Source organism: Paenibacillus sp. 1-18 (genome assembly GCF_000520755.1).
Taxonomy (GTDB): domain Bacteria; phylum Bacillota; class Bacilli; order Paenibacillales; family Paenibacillaceae; genus Paenibacillus; species Paenibacillus brasilensis.
In genome coordinates this window covers 1-18,769 of the sequence record NZ_ASSB01000198.1, presented here as the reverse complement: position 1 = coordinate 18,769, position 18,769 = coordinate 1, and the positions used below count along the sequence as shown (strand labels likewise).

The window sequence follows — 18,769 nt, the reverse complement described above, 5'->3', positions numbered from 1 at the left end:
CGGGTCATGAAAGCCGTAAGTCATTAGAAGTCTATTACAAACTGCAATCACTGATGATCAGGAGAAATACAATGAGGTAATTTATAGATTTCCCATTTGGTAACATCTACTTTGCGGGTGGTGTCAGCTTCGCTGGTACTCCCCCCACTAATCTGAACTCCAAAGGATGTAAGGCTTCATCCATCCCCTCAAGGGCATTCCGAATCAAGGATGAACGCATTTTCTGCCTGTTTGTCAATCAGGTAATGAATGGTCGTTAAATCCAGCAAATGCGAAATTTCAGTGTTATCAAAGCCACCACTGCAAAATCGCCCGGCACAGACACATCCAGTCTTCGCGCCTCGGTCACAAGCCCTGCAGCCAAATAATCAGTAGAACAAGCAAAAGCATCCGGTTTGTTCGTTTGCGTTGCCCACCAATGAGCGATATTTTCACCTGCTTCAATCGAATTCAAGTCATTAAAAGAAATGGAAATCATCCCGATAAGCTTCGTCACGCCTGTCTTTAAAGAAACCGCATTTAAATTGGGCACCTACTCAAGTCGGTCTATGACCTCCTGCACCCGCTGTCTTGTCCGTTCACTTACAAACGGATGCTTGTTAATGACACGGGATACCGTCGCTGAGGATACACACTCCAGTTTTTTAATTTCATGGATATTCGCCACTTTCCTCACCTCGTTCCTCTTATTTTAGCATGTTTGTGATCTTTCGCCCCATCATCATCCTTCAGCAAAGTTTTTAAGAGCGCTTGACCTGTAATGCATTACAGAGATTACAGTGAAATTGAGCTTGAGAAAGCAATTTAAAAAATACACTCAGGAGGCGGAACGCATGAAAAAAGATGAGCTTCCCGTGCGGGAATTATGGCTGGTAGACATTGAAGCCGGACGTGAAAAACTGGAGATCGTGGGCGCTATGGCCAAACGAATGGTTAAGGCAGCAGGCATTTGATTGTGAGGTTCACTTGACGCTGGATCGTCGGGCCGCCTTGAAGGATGCCGATTTTGTAACGACACAGTTCCGCGTAGTTCTGCTCGATGCACGGATTAAAGATGAAAGTATTCCATTAAAGCACGGTATGATCGGCCAGGAAACCAATGGAGCCGGAGGAATGTTTAAGGACTTGTGTACGATTCCCGTTATTCTTAGTATCGTCGAAGATATGAAAGAATTGTGCCCAAATGCGTGGCTGATTCATTTCACCAATCCGGCAGGAATGGTCACGGAAGCCGTGCTGCATTATGGTCAATGGGACAAAGTCATTGGTCTATGCAATGCTCCGATTGGCGCAATCAAAAGTGCGGCAGCGATGCTGGACACACCAGAAGAAGAGCTGTTTTTTAAATTTGCGGGCATTAACCACCTTCACTGGCATCGAATTTATGACAAAACGGGGACCGAATTAACGGAGCAGGTCATTGAAGGACTGTATGCACCAGGTGCAAAACCGGAGAAGGTCGTTGAAAATATCAGGAACATGCGCTTCCTGTACGATCAGGTTCGTCAATTGAAAATGCTGCCTTGTCCGTACCATCGTTATTACTACATGACGGATAACATGCTGAAGGAAGAATTAGAGGAAGCCAAAAACGAAGGAACTCGGGGTCAAGTCGTCAAACGTCTCGAAGAAAGTCTGTTTGAACTGTATAAAGATCCGAATCTGGATTACAAACCGGAGGAATTATCGAAACGCGGCGGTGCGCATTACAGTGATGCAGCCTGTGAAATTATCAATTCGATCTATACACATTGATGGTGGTAAGTACACGGAATAACGGAGCTATTGACGACCTCCCTTATGACTGTGCTATCGAAATTACCAGTGTGATCCGTGCCCATGGTGCGGAGCCTGTAAACTTCGGCAAATTCCCGCCTGCACAGCGGGGCCTGCTGCAACTCATGAAGGCAATGGAAGAGCTGACGATTGAAGCGGCGGTCACTGGCGACTACGCGACCGTACTGCAAGCCTTCACTCTAAATCCGCTTGTTCCAAGCGGTGACATTGTCCAAACGGTGCTGGATGAATTACTGGAGGCACATAAAGAGCATTTGCCGCAGTTCTTTGCCAATAACGGGAAGGCGACAGTGTAAAATTTATAATGCAAGCTATCTTGCCGGATATATGAAAAACGGCCGTTTCCTCCACTTTGAATGGGTCTCGGCCGTTTTTTTGTTATCCATGCCTAATATATATCCCAGGAGGGATACTCTCCCTATGGTCGAGACTGCGAAGCTTATGCTAACGAGGATTATGCCCTGGCATCCCCAAAATGGGTTCTCATCCCACTGGAATGAAAAAAGCTTCCTAATTAGATAGGAAGCTTTTCTCTATACGTCCCAGGAGGGATTCGAACCCCCGACCGACGGCTTAGAAGGCCGTTGCTCTATCCAGCTGAGCTACTGGGACAAAAATGGTATTCAGTTAAACCTTATGTATTCAGCGCATTAATTATTATATCATATTTCGGGTAACTGTCAAAAGCATTTTTTCAATCTCCAGGGAAACGACCGAGATAGGAATCATTTGGACGCTAACGGGGTATTATGTACAAAAGGCCATGCTATAAAGGAGGGGTATCTTTGAAGGGTCTATTGTCGTCACTTTGTTATTTCAGTATTTTCTTCGCACCTTTTCTATTGCCTGTCATTGTGTGGATTGCAGTACGAGACGAATATGTACAGGGACATGCGAAAAAAGCCCTTTTATCGCACATTTTCCCCATTATTGCGGCGATTCCACTTGTGTATTTTATTGCAACAGCCAATCATGCAGGTTCTGTAATCGGGTTTGTACTATTATTCGTAGTGGTCTATCTCGGGGTTTTTGTCTATAACATCTACAAAGGGATTATGACACTGCGTGAAGCTGCATAGCTCCAAAAAAGCCTCCTGCATTCCGCTTGTTAGCCGGAAGTGGAGGCTTCTTTGGATAACTGGATGATCAAACCTTATCCTTCCCGCCTATTTATTGCCAAAACGTTTAGGATTTCTTCGTACCTCATGCCTTACGTTTTTCTCCAGCACTTCTTCCGCAAACTCATTGTTATGAATATAACTGCTGCTTTTGTTCTTCTTATATTTCGGTTTGCCGTCTATGATTTCCCCCTCCTTTCACGCTGATTCTGTGATGATGCCGGAGTCCAAATCAACAGAAGCCGAGGCATAGCGCACCAAATTCTCATCCCCCGAACTCCTTGGCAAACTCCGTGCTAAGCTGCCCATAGGAGAGCAATTCCCGTTTAAACTTGTCCCGTTCCTCACCAGCGGTAATGTGTGTGGATTCGGTAAAAGCCTTGTCTGTCACTTCTTCAAATGCGGAGTGCAGATTATTGTCGTACCAATCCAGCTCCAAATCGGCGTCATTGCGGATGATCCGTACCATGTCATAGTCATTCTGACCGTCCTGCTGATTGTTGGCCGTGATATACACCAGCAATTCCGGGTCATCTGCCGCACCGGGCCGCACCTCTACCTCTGCGCAGCGCACTCCGTCGATTTCAGTGAAACGACGTATTTTGGCGTCCTTGATGTAGTACATTGGTCTCCCTCCTTCCTTGCGAGTAGACGGGTTGCCCCATCTGTAGTTTTCGGAACGGACAGACATTTTATGCTTCTTTTCGGCATATATACTGATGAACTGGGGATTTAGTTTTAATTCATTCCAACACTGGATGAACACGACAAAGAGAGGATGAATAGACATGTGCGGAATTACAGGTTTCATACAGTGGAACGGAGACTTGATGCATCAGTCGGAGCTGCTGCTGAATATGACGCAAACACTCTCCGATCGCGGACCGGATGCTGCGGGTACCTGGATATCCAACCCGTGTGCCTTCGGACACCGAAGACTGAGCGTAATGGACCCCGAAAATGGCGCTCAGCCTATGATCCGGCAGCTTGAGGATATCACTTATACGATTGTATATAACGGGGAAATATATAACGCGCCTGAGTTAAAAAAAGAACTGCAGCAGCGTGGGCATTTTTTCCGTACACAATGCGACACAGAGGTGCTGCTCGAGGCCTATATCGAATGGGGCCCCGAATGCGTGGATCGGTTGAACGGCATTTTTGCGTTTGCTGTCTGGGATAGTGGGCGGCAACAGGTATTTCTGGCACGGGATCGCTTGGGGGTAAAGCCGCTATTTTATAGCCACACGGAGAATGTATTCGTATTTGGCTCTGAACCCAAAGCGCTGCTTCAGCACCCTGCCGTCGAAGCCGTCGTTGACGCTGAGGGATTGGCGGAAATTTTTATCATCGGACCGGCACGTACCCCCGGACACGGCGTCTATTCGTCCATGAAGGAGCTGCGGCCCGGACAAACGCTGACCTACAACCGCGATGGCATGCACATTCAGACTTATTGGAAGCTGGAAAGCATTGCGCATGAGGATGACACGGAACAAACCGCGCTAAAGGTACGAGAGCTGTTGCTGGATACGGTGGAGCGGCAGCTCATTTCGGACGTTCCGGTGTGCACCTTGCTGTCTGGCGGTCTGGATTCAAGCGCATTGTCCGCATTAGCTGTCGATTATTATAAGCGTACCGGGCAGGGACAAGTTCATACGTATTCGGTCGATTATGTGGATAACGACAAGCATTTTAAAGCCCATGCCTTCCAGCCCGGAGCCGATGCCCCCTGGATTCAACGCATGGTGGACGAATTGGGCACCAACCATCACTGGATCGAATTCGATACACCCGAGGTCGTAGCGGCCCTGAACAACTCCACGCTAACACGGGATTTACCCGGGATGGCGGATGTGGATTCGTCGCTGTATCTCTTCTGCCAGGAGATTAAGAAAGGAGCGACGGTTGCCATTTCCGGCGAGGCAGCGGATGAAGTGTTTGGGGGATATCCGTGGTTCCATCGTGAGGATATGCTGAACTCAGGCACGTTCCCGTGGGCAGTCGCCCCCGATATGAGAGCCAGTCTGCTGTCTCCCGAGGTACGGGAATGGATCAAGCCCTTGGAGTACCTAAACGACCGTTATTCAGAGGCTATAGGAGAAGTGCCAAAGCTGTCAGGGGAAACAGGTAAAGCTGCACAGATGCGTGTTATGTCCTATTTAAACATCACTCGCTTTATGCCTACACTGCTGGATCGCAAGGATCGGATGAGTATGGGGGCCGGACTCGAAGTACGGGTGCCGTATTGCGATCATCGGCTGGTGCAGTATGTATGGAACATCCCTTGGAGCATTAAGATGACAGGCGGACGCGAAAAAGGCATTCTACGGAAGGCGCTGGAGGGTATATTGCCGGATGATGTACTGTACCGTAAAAAAAGCCCCTATCCCAAAACGCATAACCCTTCCTATCTTGCCGCTGTGAAAAAGCAGGTACTGGAACTGCTGGATGATTCCTCTTCCCCGCTGCTTAAGCTGATTGATACGCAGAAGGTGCGTGATATCGCAGCTTCGCCAGAGGCATCCACTAATCTGCCCTGGTTTGGCCAGCTGATGTCGGGACCTCAATTATTTGCGTATCTGACCCAGGTGGATAACTGGCTTCGCACCTACAAGGTAGCGATTCGATAGGATTAGCTTGGTATCATCCCCTTCAAATTAGACACCTAATAAATTCTGTATCATGAGGATAGAGTGAACTGGAGTGGGAAGGGAAACTAAAAAACACAAACGGCTCGTTTGTGTTTTTTAGTATTTAGTTCAAAAAAACTACTCTTGAATTTTTTTGCAATTTCCATCAATTCGCCAAGAGTGGTCTTAAAAGCAGAAACAGTATAGAAGTGATCTTTCGTAATTAGATGAACAACTTTTCTCTCTTTTCCATCTACATAAGCAGCGGTATGGCCATTGATTTTAGTTAACTCAACTTTCTCCAATTTATAGGAGTCTTTCAAGCTTTCAATAGTAGCCTCTTCATCCTTTTGGGATTCATTTTGAATGATCATAACTTCAGCGCCATCATTCCCGCGATATGATTGTCTGATAATCAGCCCATATTCGCCTTTTAAAGCGGTTGTATTTAATGGTTTCAAACTGTGCTTTTCAGCCGCTGCTGTTTTAAGTGAGGCTCCCTGCGCTAGATTGGGAATATGGATTTCTGATGCTGGTACATCAGATATGTTTATGAGTCCTTCAATATCAGTAGAACCTTCGACCACTGCCTCTGCTGGTGTTTCTGATTCGGCAGCATATGAATTATGTACAAATGCATCACTACCTATTACGAGTGCGCCACCCAAAGCTACAGCAACCAATTGTTTTTTCAATTTAATCCCTCCTATTAAGCTGGTTAACGTTACCTTGCCGTCTGCTCGGACCATGTAAAAAGGCCGACACAATGGTCGACCTCCCCACTGCATATAAATAACTATAATACGATTATTGCAATTCTCCTCTTGTGTTGCCTAAGCGAATTGAAAGGCCGCCCTTCATAACACCTTCGGGGGAAGTAAGGTTAAGATAGAAATTACCAGTAGATTGATACAAACACTCTAGCATATCCATAATGCGGATCAATGTAGAAACGCTCTGACATGTCAGTATTCGCAAGAGACTTGGCTAGTACCTTATTCGTGTCCTGAGGAGTAATTACATGATCTCCCGGTTTTTGCGTGTTCACATCAGTTGAATTTGCTGACTGACTCACTTGTGCTGAGTCTTTTTTAGCTGGTGCAACATCGATCGTAGCTGCGGCAGAAGCACTCAATGGAATTGCAAGAGCTAAAGACAAAACAGATGCTACAGAAGCTTTTTTAATGCTTTTCATTTAAGAAACCCATTTTTCCCAAATTTTGTTTTTACCTAACCGATGTTAATTACCTTATTGAATTGAATTAATAAAAGCGACCCCCCTCTTTGAAGACCAGAATGGTTTTTATTAATCAACTCCAAGTATGTATAAGTTCCAATTTTGTTATATGACTAATAAAGGCTTGTTGCAGATGTTTGTCTCTTCTTACATTATAAGTTTTTTATTGTAATTTTCCAACAAAACATTGGATGATGATTCCATTATCCTAATAAGGCACGCTGCGGAATTGAACCGCGCAAGGGTTCTAACCAAGCGGTATCTTTCCGCTGGTTAACTAGTGCCTTATTACCTGGGCATGCAACAAAGTTCCGGGCTGATTCGGGGGAATAATTTGGGGTAAGATTCATGGAAATGGAAAAAATCAAAAGTCTATACATGGTTATACCCCTGTCTACTTGACAGGGGTATAACCGTTCAATAAAGCTGTGAGACAACAGACTCGTCTAAAGATTACTCAAGCCTAACAGCTATATTGCTAAAAACTACGCGTGCGGATTCCCCAGCTTGGCCGCCAAATTACGCAGGGCTATGCCTCGATGGCTGATAGCCTGCTTTTGTTCCAGCGTCAGCTCGGCCATCGTCTTCTCGTACTCAGGCAAATAAAACAACGGATCATAGCCAAATCCGCCGCCGCCTGCGGTTTCTGTTGTAATCCAGCCATCCACCGAGCCGGTTGTTTCCAACGTCTCCCCTGTCTGCGGATTATACAGAATTAAGGTACAGACGAATTGAGCCGAGCTTAGCAAGGGCTGTTCTGTATCATCACCCAGCTGCTTCGATTCCAAAACATCGAGCAGCTTAATATTGTTTTCGTGATCGCTGGCACCCTCTCCAGCATAACGGGCCGAGTATACGCCCGGCGCACCGTCCAGCAAGTCCACGCACAGGCCGGAATCATCGGCCAGCACGGGCAATCCAAGGGCATCTCCGACCGCTTTGGCTTTTTTCAGCGCATTCTCCGCAAACGTTTTGCCATCCTCAACCACATCAGGAATGTCGGGGTAATCGTACATGCTTTTGACTTCCTTGCCGAGCGGAGCAAAGGCATGTGCAAATTCACGCACCTTCCCTTTATTCTTCGTAGCGACAATGACAATCGGGCCGTCCAGTCGCATTAGACTCCAGCCCCCGAACGTCCAGCCCCGATCTTATCAGCAATCGGTCCAAGCACTTCTTTTTGACGCTCGATCATTTGCAGAATCCCTTGTTCGCCCAAGCTAAGCAACTGATCCAATTCGTTACGGTCGAATGGACTCTCTTCTCCGGTACCTTGCAGCTCGACATATTTGCCGCTGCCAGTCATTACCAGGTTCATGTCTACCTTGGCCTTGGAATCCTCTTCGTAGTTCAGATCCAGCAATGCTTTCTCACCAACAACCCCTACACTGACAGATGCCAGAAAATCTGTAATCGGAAAAACAGGTAGCTTGTGCTGGGTGGAAATTTTATTGACCGCAATCGCTAACGCTACGAATGAGCCGGTAATTGAGGTTGTGCGCGTTCCCCCATCGGCCTGAATAACGTCACAGTCCAGCGTAATGGTCCGTTCACCAAGCGCCTGCAAATTTACAACCGAACGCAATGCTCTTCCGATTAGACGCTGAATTTCCATGGTACGGCCCGTCAGCTTGCCACGCGCGGCTTCGCGCTGATTACGGCTATGAGTCGCCCGCGGAAGCATGGAATACTCTGCGGTCACCCAACCCTTTCCTTGTCCCTTCATAAAGGGAGGAACGCGTTCTTCCACAGTAGCCGTGCATATGACTTTCGTCTCGCCAACCTCTATAAAAACAGAGCCCTCCGCGTATTTATTTACTCCTGCTGTCAATTTCATCGGGCGCAGCTCATTACCGTTTCGTCCGTTAGATCTACTCATGCTTTTTCCTCCTACGTCGTATGCAACCTGTTCTTATATGTTTATTTTACCAAAGTGTGCAGGCAAAAGCACCCCAAGGACGATTTCACGCCCTTAAAGAGGAATTTCGTTAATGTGCTGCGGCTTGGCTACAGGTTCTCCATAATTCTGATTATTCTGTCCAATAACACTTTTCTCGCCATTCAGTTCAATCCGAATTTTCGTTTTAGCCGCATCCTCTGAATTATCTGCTACTGTCAGTACGACCGATTCCAGAAATTCCGCAGGTACCGCTTCTCCCTTGGCGAACATATCATCTGAGAGTGACACCGTAATTACGTTGTCCTTGGAACGTTCTACCGATTTTAGTGCTGTCTCCCCTGTCATCACTTCCTGTAATCCGTCCTCCAGCTGCGGCCCTTGAATCAATTGATGCAGCGCGGATTGGACACGATCCTTTTCCGGGCTGACCAGCCGCGTGACGGGCACATAATATTGAACTCCGGCAGGAGATGAGGATGAGAAATATACCGTAACCGGGCTGGAATCCAGCGGTGACACGCCATGACCAACCTCCAAATTAATGCCTACTGCGCGCGTCAACGGATGATCCAGCGGCGTGCCGTCAACAGGCATTTCGTTCAGCTTTTTGCCATCCACCCAAATCTGTACGCTCTCAATATCGGGGCGGTCGGTCAGAGTCCAGGTCAAGCTTTCCATTAATTTGCGTTCTTCCTGCGGCTTATAGTTTGCAAAAGATTTATTGAATTCAACGACAGCCAGCTTGTTTTTCTTGTCCACTGTCACACTCTTCACTTCTGTACCTTGGGGCAATACGCCTTTGAAACCCTCTGGCAATAATCCGGCATACGGCCCACCCTCAACCAGTGTTTCCAGCGCCGACTTGGCATCTGCCTGTACATCACCTGTAGCAATCGGTAAAGATATTGGGGCCAGCAAACCGTTATGATCTTGCAGAAAGACAGCTCTCAGTTGCCCGGTGCTCACCGTTTCTTTTCCGCTCACGGCCTTGATCATGGACTGCTCTAACGTGGACGGCGGGGGATCAATAGATGCTGACTCATTGCCGAAGAGACTGCATCCGGACAACAACAGGGGTAGGGACAGCAGCCCTGCTACAGAGGTTATACGCCATGGGTGTTTTAGGTTCATAAGTGAAGTTCCTCCCTAACAATTTTGTACAGATTGTACTAATATGTATACGAGCCTCGCGTAAAAAATAACTACTTTTTAAGCTGACTGGACACACTGGTCATATCGCAGCAAAAATCAGAACCTATACGAGGAGGGGAACTACCGTTTTATGGATAAGAAAAAAGCACCTTATAGCCTGAATAGTAAAAAGGTAGCTGATGCCACCCGTGAATGGCTGCACAAGCGTGGTGTAAGCATGACTGAAATCGCAGAACTGGTCATGCTGCTACAGAAAGAATATTACCCAACTCTAACGATCGAAGAATGCATTGAAAATGTGGACAAGGTCCTGATGAAGCGCGAGGTTCAAAATGCAGTGCTCACCGGTATCCAGCTGGATATCCTTGCCGAACAGGGCGCTCTTATTCCCCCATTGCAGGATATGATTGAGAATGATGAAGGACTGTACGGAGTCGATGAAATTCTGGCCTTTTCCATCGTGAATGTATATGGCAGCATTGGGTTTACCAATTACGGTTATGTCGATAAACTCAAACCGGGTGTGCTGAAACGCCTGAATGATAAAAGCCTCGGGCCGATCCATACGTTTCTGGACGATATTGCGGGCGCTATCGCAGCTTCAGCCAGCAGCCGCATCGCCCATCGCAAACAGGCAGAGCGTGAACAGGAGCTTGGGGAAGAAAGCGCACCGCATACAACACGTTAGACAACAACAGATAGATACAGGGTAAGAGGAGAACTGGACATGACAGGCCTAACTGAAAATGTAAATGACAAATATACAATCCGCATGATGAGGGCTGATGATTACGATCAGGCTTTTGCACTATGGAACGGTCTGGAAGGATTGGGATTAAGCGAAGCCGACTCGCCGGAGCGAATTGCATGCTTTTTGCAGCGAAATGAAGGACTTAGCTATGTGTGTGAGAATGAAGGCAGTATCGTAGGTACAATTATGGCAGGACATGATAGTCGTAGAGGATTTCTGTATCATCTGGGCGTAGCTACAGAGCATCGCGGTCAAGGAATTGCCCCGTTGTTGGTGAATGAAGCATTGTCAGCTTTACTGCGAGAGGGCATAGATAAATGTCATCTATTTGTGATGGAGCATAATGAAGCAGGGCAACGCTTCTGGTCGGCCAACGGCTGGGAGAAGCGGGATGGAATTTTACTTTATTCCAAAGGGCTGGATTCCAGAAGGCTGGAGTAGCGAGCGTCTATTCATGTAAACAGAAATGTCAGGTCTGATACAGCTTAGAACCGATCAGACCTGGCACATGAAGTACACCTGATGCATTGCTATTACTTACAGCCCGCTTATTTTTGCGGTCGTAGCGTACGTTCTACAATTCCCAATGTGCCTTGACGGGAAAAAAATCGGGAAACCTGGGCGACCCAATAGTTTTGGCGACCGGAAATGATGTGACTTCGGCCTTTTTGAAATGCTCTTAGCGCATTTTTCACAACCGTGTCAGGCGTTTCTCTAATGCCAACAGATGCTTCACTTGCGTTAACAACATCAAAAAATGGAGTTTCTGTTGAACCTGGGCAAAGGGCAAGCACTTTTAACCCTCGTTTTCGATTTTCAGCCCAAAGCGCTTCGCTAAAGGAAAGCACGAATGCTTTGGTTGCTCCATAAACAGCCATATACGGATCGGGCTGAAATGCGGCTGTGGAAGAAACGTTGATGATTCCCCCATCCCGGTTACGCAATAAATCAGGCATAAAAGCATGTGTAATATCTACTAAGGCAGCGACATTGAGCATGATCTCCTCATGCTGCCTTTCTCCTGAGACCTGTTCAAAGTACCCATAAGTAGCAAAGCCTGCATTGTTGATTAAAAGATCCACCTTCAGCTGATGTTTTTGAACCTCCTGATGCAATGTTTGTGGCGCCCCTGCTGCGGAAAGATCAAGCGCAATCACTGTTGTCTCTACGTAATATTTTTCGGAAAGCTCTTTGGCGAGCGCCCTTAATTTCGTTTCATTGCGTGCCACCAATATAAGATTACATTTTTTAGCTGCGAGCGAATAGGCGAACGCCTCGCCAATACCGGATGAAGCCCCCGTGATCAGAGCCGTTTTATTTGCATACATAAACATGATGATGACCTCCATAGTATTGTTGTTTTTTTTCAGAAACATTGTTACCACTACTCTATAATGAACTGAAGCCATCTATTATGACGACCTCAGCACATTTCAAATCTTATAATTACAATGAGGGGACCTTACATGCAGCCAGTGTCTGCTTCATTGTAAATGCATAAATCTCTTGGGCCACAGAGGCATCCGAATAATGGCCTGCAAAATGCAGGTGTATAACCCCGTGTAAAGCAGACCACAGCATTCGGACGACCAGCAACGGATCTTGCTCCGCCAATTGACCCTGCTCCATAGCGTGTACGACGGTTTGCTGGAATCGGGACAGGGCTGTTGTCGTACCTTCCAGGCTCTGTTCATCCGGCTTGAAATCTGATAAGGCCCCGCCAAACATCATTTTGTAATAAGCCGAATGAAGCTGCGCAAATTCCCAGTACGCCCAGCTTAAGGCTTCCAAGTCAGTGAGTGTGTTTTCGGTGACGGGTACTTGCTGAAAGGCTCCCGCCAGCAGTCGGCATCCATCCAGGTACATCTCGTTGGCCAAACCATCTTTGCTGCCGAAGATATTGTAAATAATTTTGGTTGAACAGCTTAATTTCTGCGCAACCCGTCGTACGGTCACGGCCTCAGGCCCTTCCTCTACAAGAAGGATGCATGCGGCATCAATAACATTTTTACGAAGCAATTGCTGCTGCTGAAGCTTCACTTCCGAATAGGTTTTATAGGGCTGCGATGACTCAGACATGATTTACACTTCCTTTTACTTAGTTGTTGCTCTTTTGAAGATACTGCCATTTTCAATATAAACCTTACTCACGATAATGGAAACAGTGTTTCCATTAAGAATCATAGTATTCTAATCCTGATGGTTTGTCAAATAAAATAGAACGCAAATAAGTAGATACACTTACCGCGCTCTCACTGAATGTTAAAAATAAAACTATGGTTGACGTTTTACGATCAGTAGGCAATGCCTACACGTGCATGTATAAATTCGTCGCTCTTCCATTGACGATAGGTAAAATCAGCCGTATCAGCGGTAGTAATTTGAGAACCGCCTTCAGGCAAAAAGTCTTTTTCCACACGATAAATTCCTATCCGCGCACCGTCCGGCAGATAGGTTGGACAGACAATGGTCCAGTCCAGCGCCGAAGCACGCAGCAATTCGTACACTCGCCGATGCTCCTCTGCCGCACGGGTACTGCGTCGCCGAGTCTCGGACGACTCATACCGAAACATGCCCGGCTCGGTGCGACTTTGCAAAATCCCTGCTGTCCCTACCGTAATAAGACGGGCAACCGACTGCTTCTGCATGTGCCGGACCAGCAGGTCGATATTCACGGATAAGGTAGTAGTCCCATCCGTATTCAGTGCACTGATGACAGCCGACGCCCCGTCCGCCAGCGCTCGCGCTACATCCTCGGTATGGGTAGCATCCCCTTGCACGATCTGGAGCTGAGCCCCGTATTTTAATGCGTGTTCCTCCAGCTTGCCTGGTGAACGGACAAGGGCCGTAACGGTATGACCGTCCGCCAATGCGTATTCCAATATAAACCGTCCTACGCGTCCGGTGGCTCCCAGCAGCAGCAAATTCATAAAAGCCTCTTTCCCGGCATGCATGCCGCTTTGTCATGTTGCTTAGTCTAGTTGCTATGTTCGGTTGCTATATTCGGTAGCTTTATGCGGTAACTATTCCCGGCAAAGGTATAAAGTGCGTAATCTGCCCCGTCTCGCTCATCCAAATCCGATCACGGCGTACCAGCTCCACCAGATGAGCCAGCGTCTCCGACATAGCAAACCGCAGTTGGTGTATCCCCAGCTTGCCACCAAACACGGCTATACATAGCTCGTAGGCGGTACTCCCCTCCGGCTGAATCAACTGCCGGAATTTCTCCAGCCGTTCTTCATGATGAGTCAGCAGCGCTTGCGTCCGTTCATGAAAAGTATCAAACGGATTGCGATGCCCCGGGTACGCCCATGCTACCTCCAGCTCGCGCAGTCGCTGCAAACCGTCTATATAAGACTGCAAGGGCTGGGCATCACTTCCGGGCAGCAGACTGATATTGGGCGAAATCTGCGGTAAAACCGCATCTCCGCACAGGATAACGCCGCTTATCGCCTCATACAAGGATACATGCCCGGGTGCATGCCCTCCTGTCTCAATAGGTTGCCAGCGGCGTCCGCCCAGCTCCAAACAGGCATTCTCCCTAATAGGAATGACCGTAATCTCAGGCTGTGGATTCACTTGCGAATACGCCTGCAGCATATGGGCTACCAAGTCGGGCACCTGCTCCAAAGGGAAGCCATGCCGGACAAAAAAAGCGGGAAGCGTATGCTCCATCGCAGCTGTCGATGCCCGGCCCCCCCACATCATTATTGCTTCCTGATGGCTTCGAGCCGACATATGTACGCGCGCTTGGCTTTGCTGCTGCATCCAGCCTGCCAGCCCGTAATGATCCGGATGATGATGAGTCACCACAATGTCCGAGATATCCGCAAAGGACATCCCTAGCTGCTGGAAGACATGCGCCCATTCTGCCTCTGTGTCCAAATTGCGCGGACCAGGGTCTACAATCGTAAAGCCGTGCTGTCCCTTGAGCACATAGCTGTTCACCCAACGCAGCGGAAAGGACATTGATATTTTGACCTGAAAGCCCCCATCTATCCCTACACACGGTGTAAGCTCTGGCAATTTCATGCTTCCCATCCGCCTTTCCGTTTCAAACCCGCATGCCGACAAAAATCATTCGGGGCGAGGCGTCCTCGATATATTGATCTTCATTATAGCTTCCGTGCACCTGTTCTACGGATAATCCGGCTTGCTCCAGCAATGCCCGGAATTTTCCATATGGATATAGCTTCACCCGCTCATGGTACACCCGCACGGATTCTTCCCCTGCGGTAGTATCCAGACCAGCCGCAGCTTCAGCGGTCGCAGCCGATTCGGATGAGCGAATCGCGATCTGTTTTTTCACAAATCCATCCTCAATCACCCGATGCTCCTCAATCCAATTCCCTTCATCCTCGCGTGATGAATGTGGCACCAGATGGGCAGCTACATAGGCAGGGTTCAAATAATCTATGATAAAGCGCCCTCCCGGCTTCAACAGCCGATAAATTTCCTTTAATACTTCAAGCTGCTCTTCATCCTTCTCAAAATAGCCGAAGGAGGTGAACAAATTCACCACTGCGTCAAAGCTTTCATCCAGCGGTACGGCTCTCATATCGCCTTGATGCCAGCTTACCCGTCCTTCCGGATCAGCAGCATGCGCCTCTCTTAACAGCACATCGGACAGATCCACCCCCGTCACCTTATAGCCCGCATCGGCAAGTGCAAGCGAATGACGTCCCATCCCACAGCATAAATCCAATACACTGGAGCCCTGCGGTAATTTGAGCCAAGAGATCATTTTCTGCACTTCCTGATAGGCTCCCTGAAAGTCGCGATGCTTGTATACCAATAAATAATCTTCCCCAAAGCTTTGCTCGTACCACTCTGCCATATCGTTTCTCCTCCATGGACTCATTTCACTCTATTACATATTATATTAGCTCTTTCAAACTGGAAACTCAAAAGCATTACGATTAAGGAACATGTTACAATAATCGTAATTGAGCTTAAATATTCATAGGAACTTCATACCAGCTTCATGCGGTTCACCCCATTTTATCATTAAAATGAATCGTGGGAATGCCTTTTAAGCGTATTTCATGAAGGAAAGGAGCGATAAAGCTATGATTCAAATTGGACTGACAGGCTGGGGCGATCACGATGACCTGTATCCGACCGGCACCAAAGCTAATCAAAAATTAAGCGTTTATGGAAGCCATTTTCCGGTAGTGGAGATGGATAGTTCTTTTTATGCGGTGCAACCGACGGATCGCATGGCCCGCTGGGCATCCGAAACCCCTGACTCCTTTTCATTTCTCGTCAAGGCCTATCAGGGCATGACCGGACATACACGTGGCAAGCAGCCTTATTTTAAAACAACTGATGCAATGTATGAAGCATTGCATGCATCCATACAGCCTCTCCGCGAAGCGGACAAGCTCAAGGCGGTGCTGTTTCAGTACCCGCCCTGGTTCGACTGTACACGCGAAAATGTCGCCGTACTGCGAGACACAAAAAAAAGAATGGGAGAAGTCCCATCTGTACTTGAGTTTAGACATCAAAGCTGGTTCACAGCCGAGTTTCGTAAACAAACACTGGCATTTATGCGCGAGGAAGGCTGGATACACAGCGTATGCGACGAGCCACAGGCCGGACCAGGCTCTGTTCCCATTGTGCCGCAGGCTACAGACAGTAATTTGACGGTCGTACGTCTTCACGGACGAAATGCTTCCGGCTGGAATCAAAGCTCCGCACCCAACTGGCGGGAAGTTCGTTATCTGTATCGATACAACGAACAAGAGTTGACCGAATGGAGAGACAGATTGCTGGAGCTGGAGCAGCAGAGCCGTGAGATTTGCGTTATTTTCAATAACAATTCGGGAGGAGATGCCGCCGCTAACGCCAAGCAGCTGATGACGTTGCTCGGCATGGACCCCAAGCCTTTTCCACCCCGCAAACCACCTCAGGGGAACGAGGGGCCAGAGCAGCTTGAATTATTTTGAAGGAGGGGCAGCGGAAGATAGATCGGGAATAGCCTCCCTGAGCTTGCCCTCGTTAGCCAGCAAATGCGGATCGTCAGGCAAATAACGTAAAGCGGCCCGGTTATGCTCATACGATGCGTCCAGCTGACCCAAATGGGCGTAGCAATGACTGAGCCGCACATGGGGCAACCAGGAGTAGCATGGCCGCGGGACAGGTCTTAAATCCGTAGCATGGTGCTGCTGCTCCAATGCTTTTTCGTACCAGTACACGGCAGTGCTCCACTCGTTGCGCGTGAAAAACCAGTCACCGATCATGCAGCATAAATCTGCTTGCGGCACACCGTATCGAAAGGACCGCAGCAGACTATCCAGCTGCTGCTCCGGCTTGCCGAGATGGAGATAACATTCCGCCAATCGCGCGCAAGCTGTAATCCGATCCTCCCGGTACCCGCTTGGCTCCTCCAGCAGACGGCTGAACGCCTCTGCCGCCTCGGCATATTCCTTACGATCAAAGCATTCATTCGCGTGAAAATACAGCAATCGCCCTTCCAGCTTGCCACTTTCGCTGATCCACCGGGCGAGGATACGTTGATTACGGAGCGTGTGGTCGTCCATTCGGCGGTGCGTTACAGCCACATCCGCATGGATGATTCGTCCCTCGGGTATCACCAAATCCTCATGCAGACGCCCTTCCCAGCGGTATTGTCGTTCTCGCTTCACGAGGCGGATACGGCGTGAGGTGAACAACAATTCACCCTGCTCTCCTTCTGCCAAATGAAGCGGCATCACCACTGCGTCGATATCCGCAGACAAACGCTGCTTCAAGGAACGCAGGCGCTTGCGATCGGGTCCCAGCAGTACATCGTCCGCATCCAGCCACATGATATAGGAGCACGTCGCCTGATCAAACGATGCGTTGCGGGCGGCCGCAAAATCATCATCCCAGTCGAACGTATACAGCCGATCCGTATAACGGGCGGCTATCGTTTTCGTCTGATCCGTTGAGCCCGTGTCCACGATGATGATTTCATCCATCAGGTCCGCGACCGAGTCCAGACAACGGGCAAGTGTCTGCTCCTCGTTTTTCACAATCATACACAAGCTGATGGTCGTTGGTTGTCCGGTTATGGGTTGTTCAGTCATGGCTGCACCTTGCCTATCTGTTCTAAACGTGCATGCCCTTCCAGTGAAAAAAAATGTTCCTCCATCTGTCGGATTCGCTGTACCGCCTTGTCCAGTGCAGCCTTACGCTGATTCATTTTACGAGCATGCTGCTGCTCCACCAGACGAAACTGCTCCTCGTCCAGCTTCATCCAACGGGCCAGGTGCTCTGTCCCCGGCTGGACCTCACGCATTTCTTTTGACTTTTTGCGGCCTGCGAAGCACAAATATTTGTGATGAACCTCCAGCGCTTTTTCATCAAAATAAGGATACAGCACACGAGACAGGCTTCCGGCATAATAGGTCCGCTTGTGATCGTGAAACGGATGGTATCCGTAGGGTACGGAAAGAACAAGTGATCCTTTTTTATTCAATAAGCGGTAGACATGAGCAAGCAGAGTATGAGGGTGCGCAAAATGCTCTAATATTTCGCCTAAAATAATCGTATCAAATCCGCCGGGAGGACGTTCAAATTGTGAAATATCCTTTAACTGAAAGTGGACTCTTCCCCGGACAGGTGCAGATTCCTGGCGAAGTTCTCTTTTTGCATATGAAATGCTGTCCTCTTCCAAATCAATGGCCGTCACCTCAAAGCCCTCCCGCCCGAGCAAAATGGACGTTATCCCCTGGCTGCACCCGACATCCAGCACGGTACGGCCCTGCACATGGCAGCAAATCCAGTGGATTCTATGGCGGGTGGCCTCATGTGATTCCTCCGAATTGATCTGCCCGTAATAACGTTCATTCACCTGATCACGGTTAGCCAACAGCGGCGCCCCCTCTATCACCGGGATGCCCCAGTATCACGACGTGGCCACCCTTGCAGTGCGCTGTGGCATTGCGCGTGTCGAAGACCAGCCGAGCATGGTCCACCAACTGCTGGTAGTCCAGCACAGAGTGGTCAGTCGTAATAACTACAATATCTGCACTTTCCCATAGCTGGGCATTGGCCGTCCGAGATCGGATCACCTTCCCGTTCAGCTTAAAGCTTGATACATGCGGGTCGGTAAAGCTTACCGAAGCCCCCTTTTCCTTCAGATGCTCAAACAGGGCAAGAGCAGGGGATTCGCGCACATCATCAATGTCTTTTTTA

The 18,769-nt window shown here is 48.5% G+C and carries 19 protein-coding genes, 1 tRNA gene and 2 pseudogenes; 6 read left to right on the top strand and 16 right to left on the bottom strand.

Annotated elements, in window-relative coordinates:
* Nucleotides 1-106: 106 nt before the first annotated feature.
* Nucleotides 107-667, bottom strand: a pseudogene (locus L693_RS29225) (LacI family DNA-binding transcriptional regulator).
* A gap of 178 nt (nt 668-845) precedes the next feature.
* Between L693_RS29225 and L693_RS0112525 the strand changes: the two are divergent.
* Nucleotides 846-2,093, top strand: a pseudogene (locus L693_RS0112525) (6-phospho-beta-glucosidase); the annotation flags it as partial.
* A 242-nt stretch (nt 2,094-2,335) separates the two neighbouring features.
* Here the strand turns inward: L693_RS0112525 and L693_RS0112515 are convergent.
* Nucleotides 2,336-2,409 (bottom strand) — tRNA-Arg (locus L693_RS0112515).
* 173 nt (nt 2,410-2,582) lie between these two features.
* Here L693_RS0112515 and L693_RS0112510 point away from each other — a divergent pair.
* The gene (locus L693_RS0112510) at nt 2,583-2,876 is read left to right on the top strand and encodes a DUF4870 domain-containing protein (protein ID WP_025717540.1); all 294 of its coding nucleotides are present in this window, start codon (nt 2,583-2,585) and stop codon (nt 2,874-2,876) included.
* Between the two features lie 304 nt (nt 2,877-3,180).
* Here the strand turns inward: L693_RS0112510 and L693_RS0112500 are convergent, their stop codons facing one another.
* The gene (locus L693_RS0112500) at nt 3,181-3,540 is read right to left on the bottom strand and encodes a hypothetical protein (protein WP_025717538.1); all 360 of its coding nucleotides are present in this window, start codon (nt 3,538-3,540) and stop codon (nt 3,181-3,183) included.
* Nucleotides 3,541-3,703: 163 nt separating this feature from the next.
* On the opposite strand from L693_RS0112500, the gene asnB reads away from it, so the two are divergent.
* Nucleotides 3,704-5,548 carry an asparagine synthase (glutamine-hydrolyzing) gene (gene asnB / locus L693_RS0112495; protein ID WP_025717537.1) on the top strand — a complete coding sequence of 615 codons (1,845 nt, stop codon included), beginning with the start codon at nt 3,704-3,706 and terminating at the stop codon, nt 5,546-5,548.
* A gap of 86 nt (nt 5,549-5,634) precedes the next feature.
* Here the strand turns inward: asnB and L693_RS0112490 are convergent, their stop codons facing one another.
* From L693_RS0112490 to L693_RS0112470, 5 genes are all read right to left on the bottom strand, one after another.
* Nucleotides 5,635-6,243 (bottom strand): DUF4367 domain-containing protein, encoded by a 609-nt coding sequence (locus L693_RS0112490; RefSeq protein ID WP_025717536.1) that lies wholly within the window; start codon nt 6,241-6,243, stop codon nt 5,635-5,637.
* Between the two features lie 200 nt (nt 6,244-6,443).
* On the bottom strand, nt 6,444-6,743 hold the full coding sequence (locus tag L693_RS29220) for a hypothetical protein (RefSeq protein WP_231503634.1): 300 nt from the start codon (nt 6,741-6,743) through the stop codon (nt 6,444-6,446).
* A gap of 527 nt (nt 6,744-7,270) precedes the next feature.
* Nucleotides 7,271-7,903 carry an XTP/dITP diphosphatase gene (locus tag L693_RS0112480; protein ID WP_025717535.1) on the bottom strand — a complete coding sequence of 211 codons (633 nt, stop codon included), beginning with the start codon at nt 7,901-7,903 and terminating at the stop codon, nt 7,271-7,273.
* Entirely contained in the window at nt 7,903-8,664 is a 762-nt protein-coding gene (gene rph / locus L693_RS0112475; RefSeq protein ID WP_025717534.1) for a ribonuclease PH, read from the bottom strand. Before rph ends, L693_RS0112480 begins: the two co-directional genes overlap by 1 nt.
* 93 nt (nt 8,665-8,757) lie before the next feature.
* Entirely contained in the window at nt 8,758-9,816 is a 1,059-nt protein-coding gene (locus L693_RS0112470; RefSeq protein ID WP_025717533.1) for a GerMN domain-containing protein, read from the bottom strand.
* Nucleotides 9,817-9,967: 151 nt separating this feature from the next.
* Here L693_RS0112470 and L693_RS0112465 point away from each other — a divergent pair, with 151 nt between their 5' ends.
* Both L693_RS0112465 and L693_RS0112460 read left to right on the top strand, forming a co-directional pair.
* Nucleotides 9,968-10,525, top strand: a complete 558-nt coding sequence (locus L693_RS0112465; RefSeq protein WP_025717532.1) for a phosphatidylglycerophosphatase A family protein — start codon at nt 9,968-9,970, stop codon at nt 10,523-10,525.
* Between the two features lie 39 nt (nt 10,526-10,564).
* Nucleotides 10,565-11,029: a GNAT family N-acetyltransferase gene (locus L693_RS0112460; RefSeq protein WP_025717531.1), complete on the top strand. Its 465-nt coding sequence runs from the start codon at nt 10,565-10,567 to the stop codon at nt 11,027-11,029.
* Nucleotides 11,030-11,136: 107 nt separating this feature from the next.
* Here L693_RS0112460 and L693_RS0112455 read toward each other — a convergent pair whose 3' ends face one another.
* The 5 genes from L693_RS0112455 to L693_RS0112435 all read right to left on the bottom strand — a co-directional run bounded on the left by L693_RS0112455 (nt 11,137) and on the right by L693_RS0112435 (nt 15,425).
* A complete protein-coding gene (locus L693_RS0112455; protein WP_025717530.1) occupies nt 11,137-11,922 on the bottom strand; it encodes an SDR family NAD(P)-dependent oxidoreductase in 786 nt (261 codons plus the stop codon).
* 112 nt (nt 11,923-12,034) lie between these two features.
* Nucleotides 12,035-12,667 (bottom strand): TetR/AcrR family transcriptional regulator, encoded by a 633-nt coding sequence (locus tag L693_RS0112450; RefSeq protein WP_025717529.1) that lies wholly within the window; start codon nt 12,665-12,667, stop codon nt 12,035-12,037.
* A 215-nt stretch (nt 12,668-12,882) separates the two neighbouring features.
* Nucleotides 12,883-13,518 carry an NAD(P)-dependent oxidoreductase gene (locus L693_RS0112445; protein WP_025717528.1) on the bottom strand — a complete coding sequence of 212 codons (636 nt, stop codon included), beginning with the start codon at nt 13,516-13,518 and terminating at the stop codon, nt 12,883-12,885.
* Nucleotides 13,519-13,600: 82 nt separating this feature from the next.
* Nucleotides 13,601-14,620, bottom strand: a complete 1,020-nt coding sequence (locus tag L693_RS0112440) for an MBL fold metallo-hydrolase (protein WP_025717527.1) — start codon at nt 14,618-14,620, stop codon at nt 13,601-13,603.
* A 22-nt stretch (nt 14,621-14,642) separates the two neighbouring features.
* Complete coding sequence (locus L693_RS0112435) at nt 14,643-15,425, bottom strand: class I SAM-dependent methyltransferase (protein ID WP_025717526.1); 783 nt, start codon at nt 15,423-15,425, stop codon at nt 14,643-14,645.
* A gap of 232 nt (nt 15,426-15,657) precedes the next feature.
* Between L693_RS0112435 and L693_RS0112430 the strand changes: the two genes are divergently transcribed.
* Entirely contained in the window at nt 15,658-16,536 is an 879-nt protein-coding gene (locus tag L693_RS0112430; protein ID WP_025717525.1) for a DUF72 domain-containing protein, read from the top strand.
* Here the strand turns inward: L693_RS0112430 and L693_RS0112425 are convergent.
* The 3 genes from L693_RS0112425 to L693_RS28045 all read right to left on the bottom strand — a co-directional run.
* Nucleotides 16,528-17,643, bottom strand: coding sequence for a glycosyltransferase family 2 protein (locus L693_RS0112425; RefSeq protein ID WP_025717524.1), 1,116 nt, complete (start codon nt 17,641-17,643; stop codon nt 16,528-16,530). The genes L693_RS0112430 and L693_RS0112425 overlap by 9 nt on opposite strands.
* Before the next feature lie 11 nt (nt 17,644-17,654).
* Nucleotides 17,655-18,443: a class I SAM-dependent methyltransferase gene (locus L693_RS0112420; protein WP_025717523.1), complete on the bottom strand. Its 789-nt coding sequence runs from the start codon at nt 18,441-18,443 to the stop codon at nt 17,655-17,657.
* Nucleotides 18,436-18,769 (bottom strand): UDP binding domain-containing protein (locus L693_RS28045; protein ID WP_331281090.1); only part of this gene is annotated, 334 nt, incomplete at its 5' end. The genes L693_RS0112420 and L693_RS28045, both read right to left, overlap by 8 nt.

What these genes read in the sequence shown, in the direction of transcription:
- L693_RS0112465 (WP_025717532.1), top strand. Translation starts at nt 9,968, where the DNA reads ATGGATAAGAAAAAAGCACCTTATAGCCTGAATAGTAAAAAGGTAGCT.
- asnB (WP_025717537.1), top strand. Translation starts at nt 3,704, where the DNA reads ATGTGCGGAATTACAGGTTTCATACAGTGGAACGGAGACTTGATGCAT.
- L693_RS0112500 (WP_025717538.1), bottom strand. Translation starts at nt 3,540, where the DNA reads ATGTACTACATCAAGGACGCCAAAATACGTCGTTTCACTGAAATCGAC.
- L693_RS0112445 (WP_025717528.1), bottom strand. Translation starts at nt 13,518, where the DNA reads ATGAATTTGCTGCTGCTGGGAGCCACCGGACGCGTAGGACGGTTTATA.
- L693_RS0112450 (WP_025717529.1), bottom strand. Translation starts at nt 12,667, where the DNA reads ATGTCTGAGTCATCGCAGCCCTATAAAACCTATTCGGAAGTGAAGCTT.
- L693_RS0112455 (WP_025717530.1), bottom strand. Translation starts at nt 11,922, where the DNA reads ATGTTTATGTATGCAAATAAAACGGCTCTGATCACGGGGGCTTCATCC.
- L693_RS0112430 (WP_025717525.1), top strand. Translation starts at nt 15,658, where the DNA reads ATGATTCAAATTGGACTGACAGGCTGGGGCGATCACGATGACCTGTAT.
- L693_RS0112435 (WP_025717526.1), bottom strand. Translation starts at nt 15,425, where the DNA reads ATGGCAGAGTGGTACGAGCAAAGCTTTGGGGAAGATTATTTATTGGTA.
- L693_RS0112480 (WP_025717535.1), bottom strand. Translation starts at nt 7,903, where the DNA reads ATGCGACTGGACGGCCCGATTGTCATTGTCGCTACGAAGAATAAAGGG.
- L693_RS29220 (WP_231503634.1), bottom strand. Translation starts at nt 6,743, where the DNA reads ATGAAAAGCATTAAAAAAGCTTCTGTAGCATCTGTTTTGTCTTTAGCT.
- rph (WP_025717534.1), bottom strand. Translation starts at nt 8,664, where the DNA reads ATGAGTAGATCTAACGGACGAAACGGTAATGAGCTGCGCCCGATGAAA.
- L693_RS0112460 (WP_025717531.1), top strand. Translation starts at nt 10,565, where the DNA reads ATGACAGGCCTAACTGAAAATGTAAATGACAAATATACAATCCGCATG.
- L693_RS0112440 (WP_025717527.1), bottom strand. Translation starts at nt 14,620, where the DNA reads ATGAAATTGCCAGAGCTTACACCGTGTGTAGGGATAGATGGGGGCTTT.
- L693_RS0112470 (WP_025717533.1), bottom strand. Translation starts at nt 9,816, where the DNA reads ATGAACCTAAAACACCCATGGCGTATAACCTCTGTAGCAGGGCTGCTG.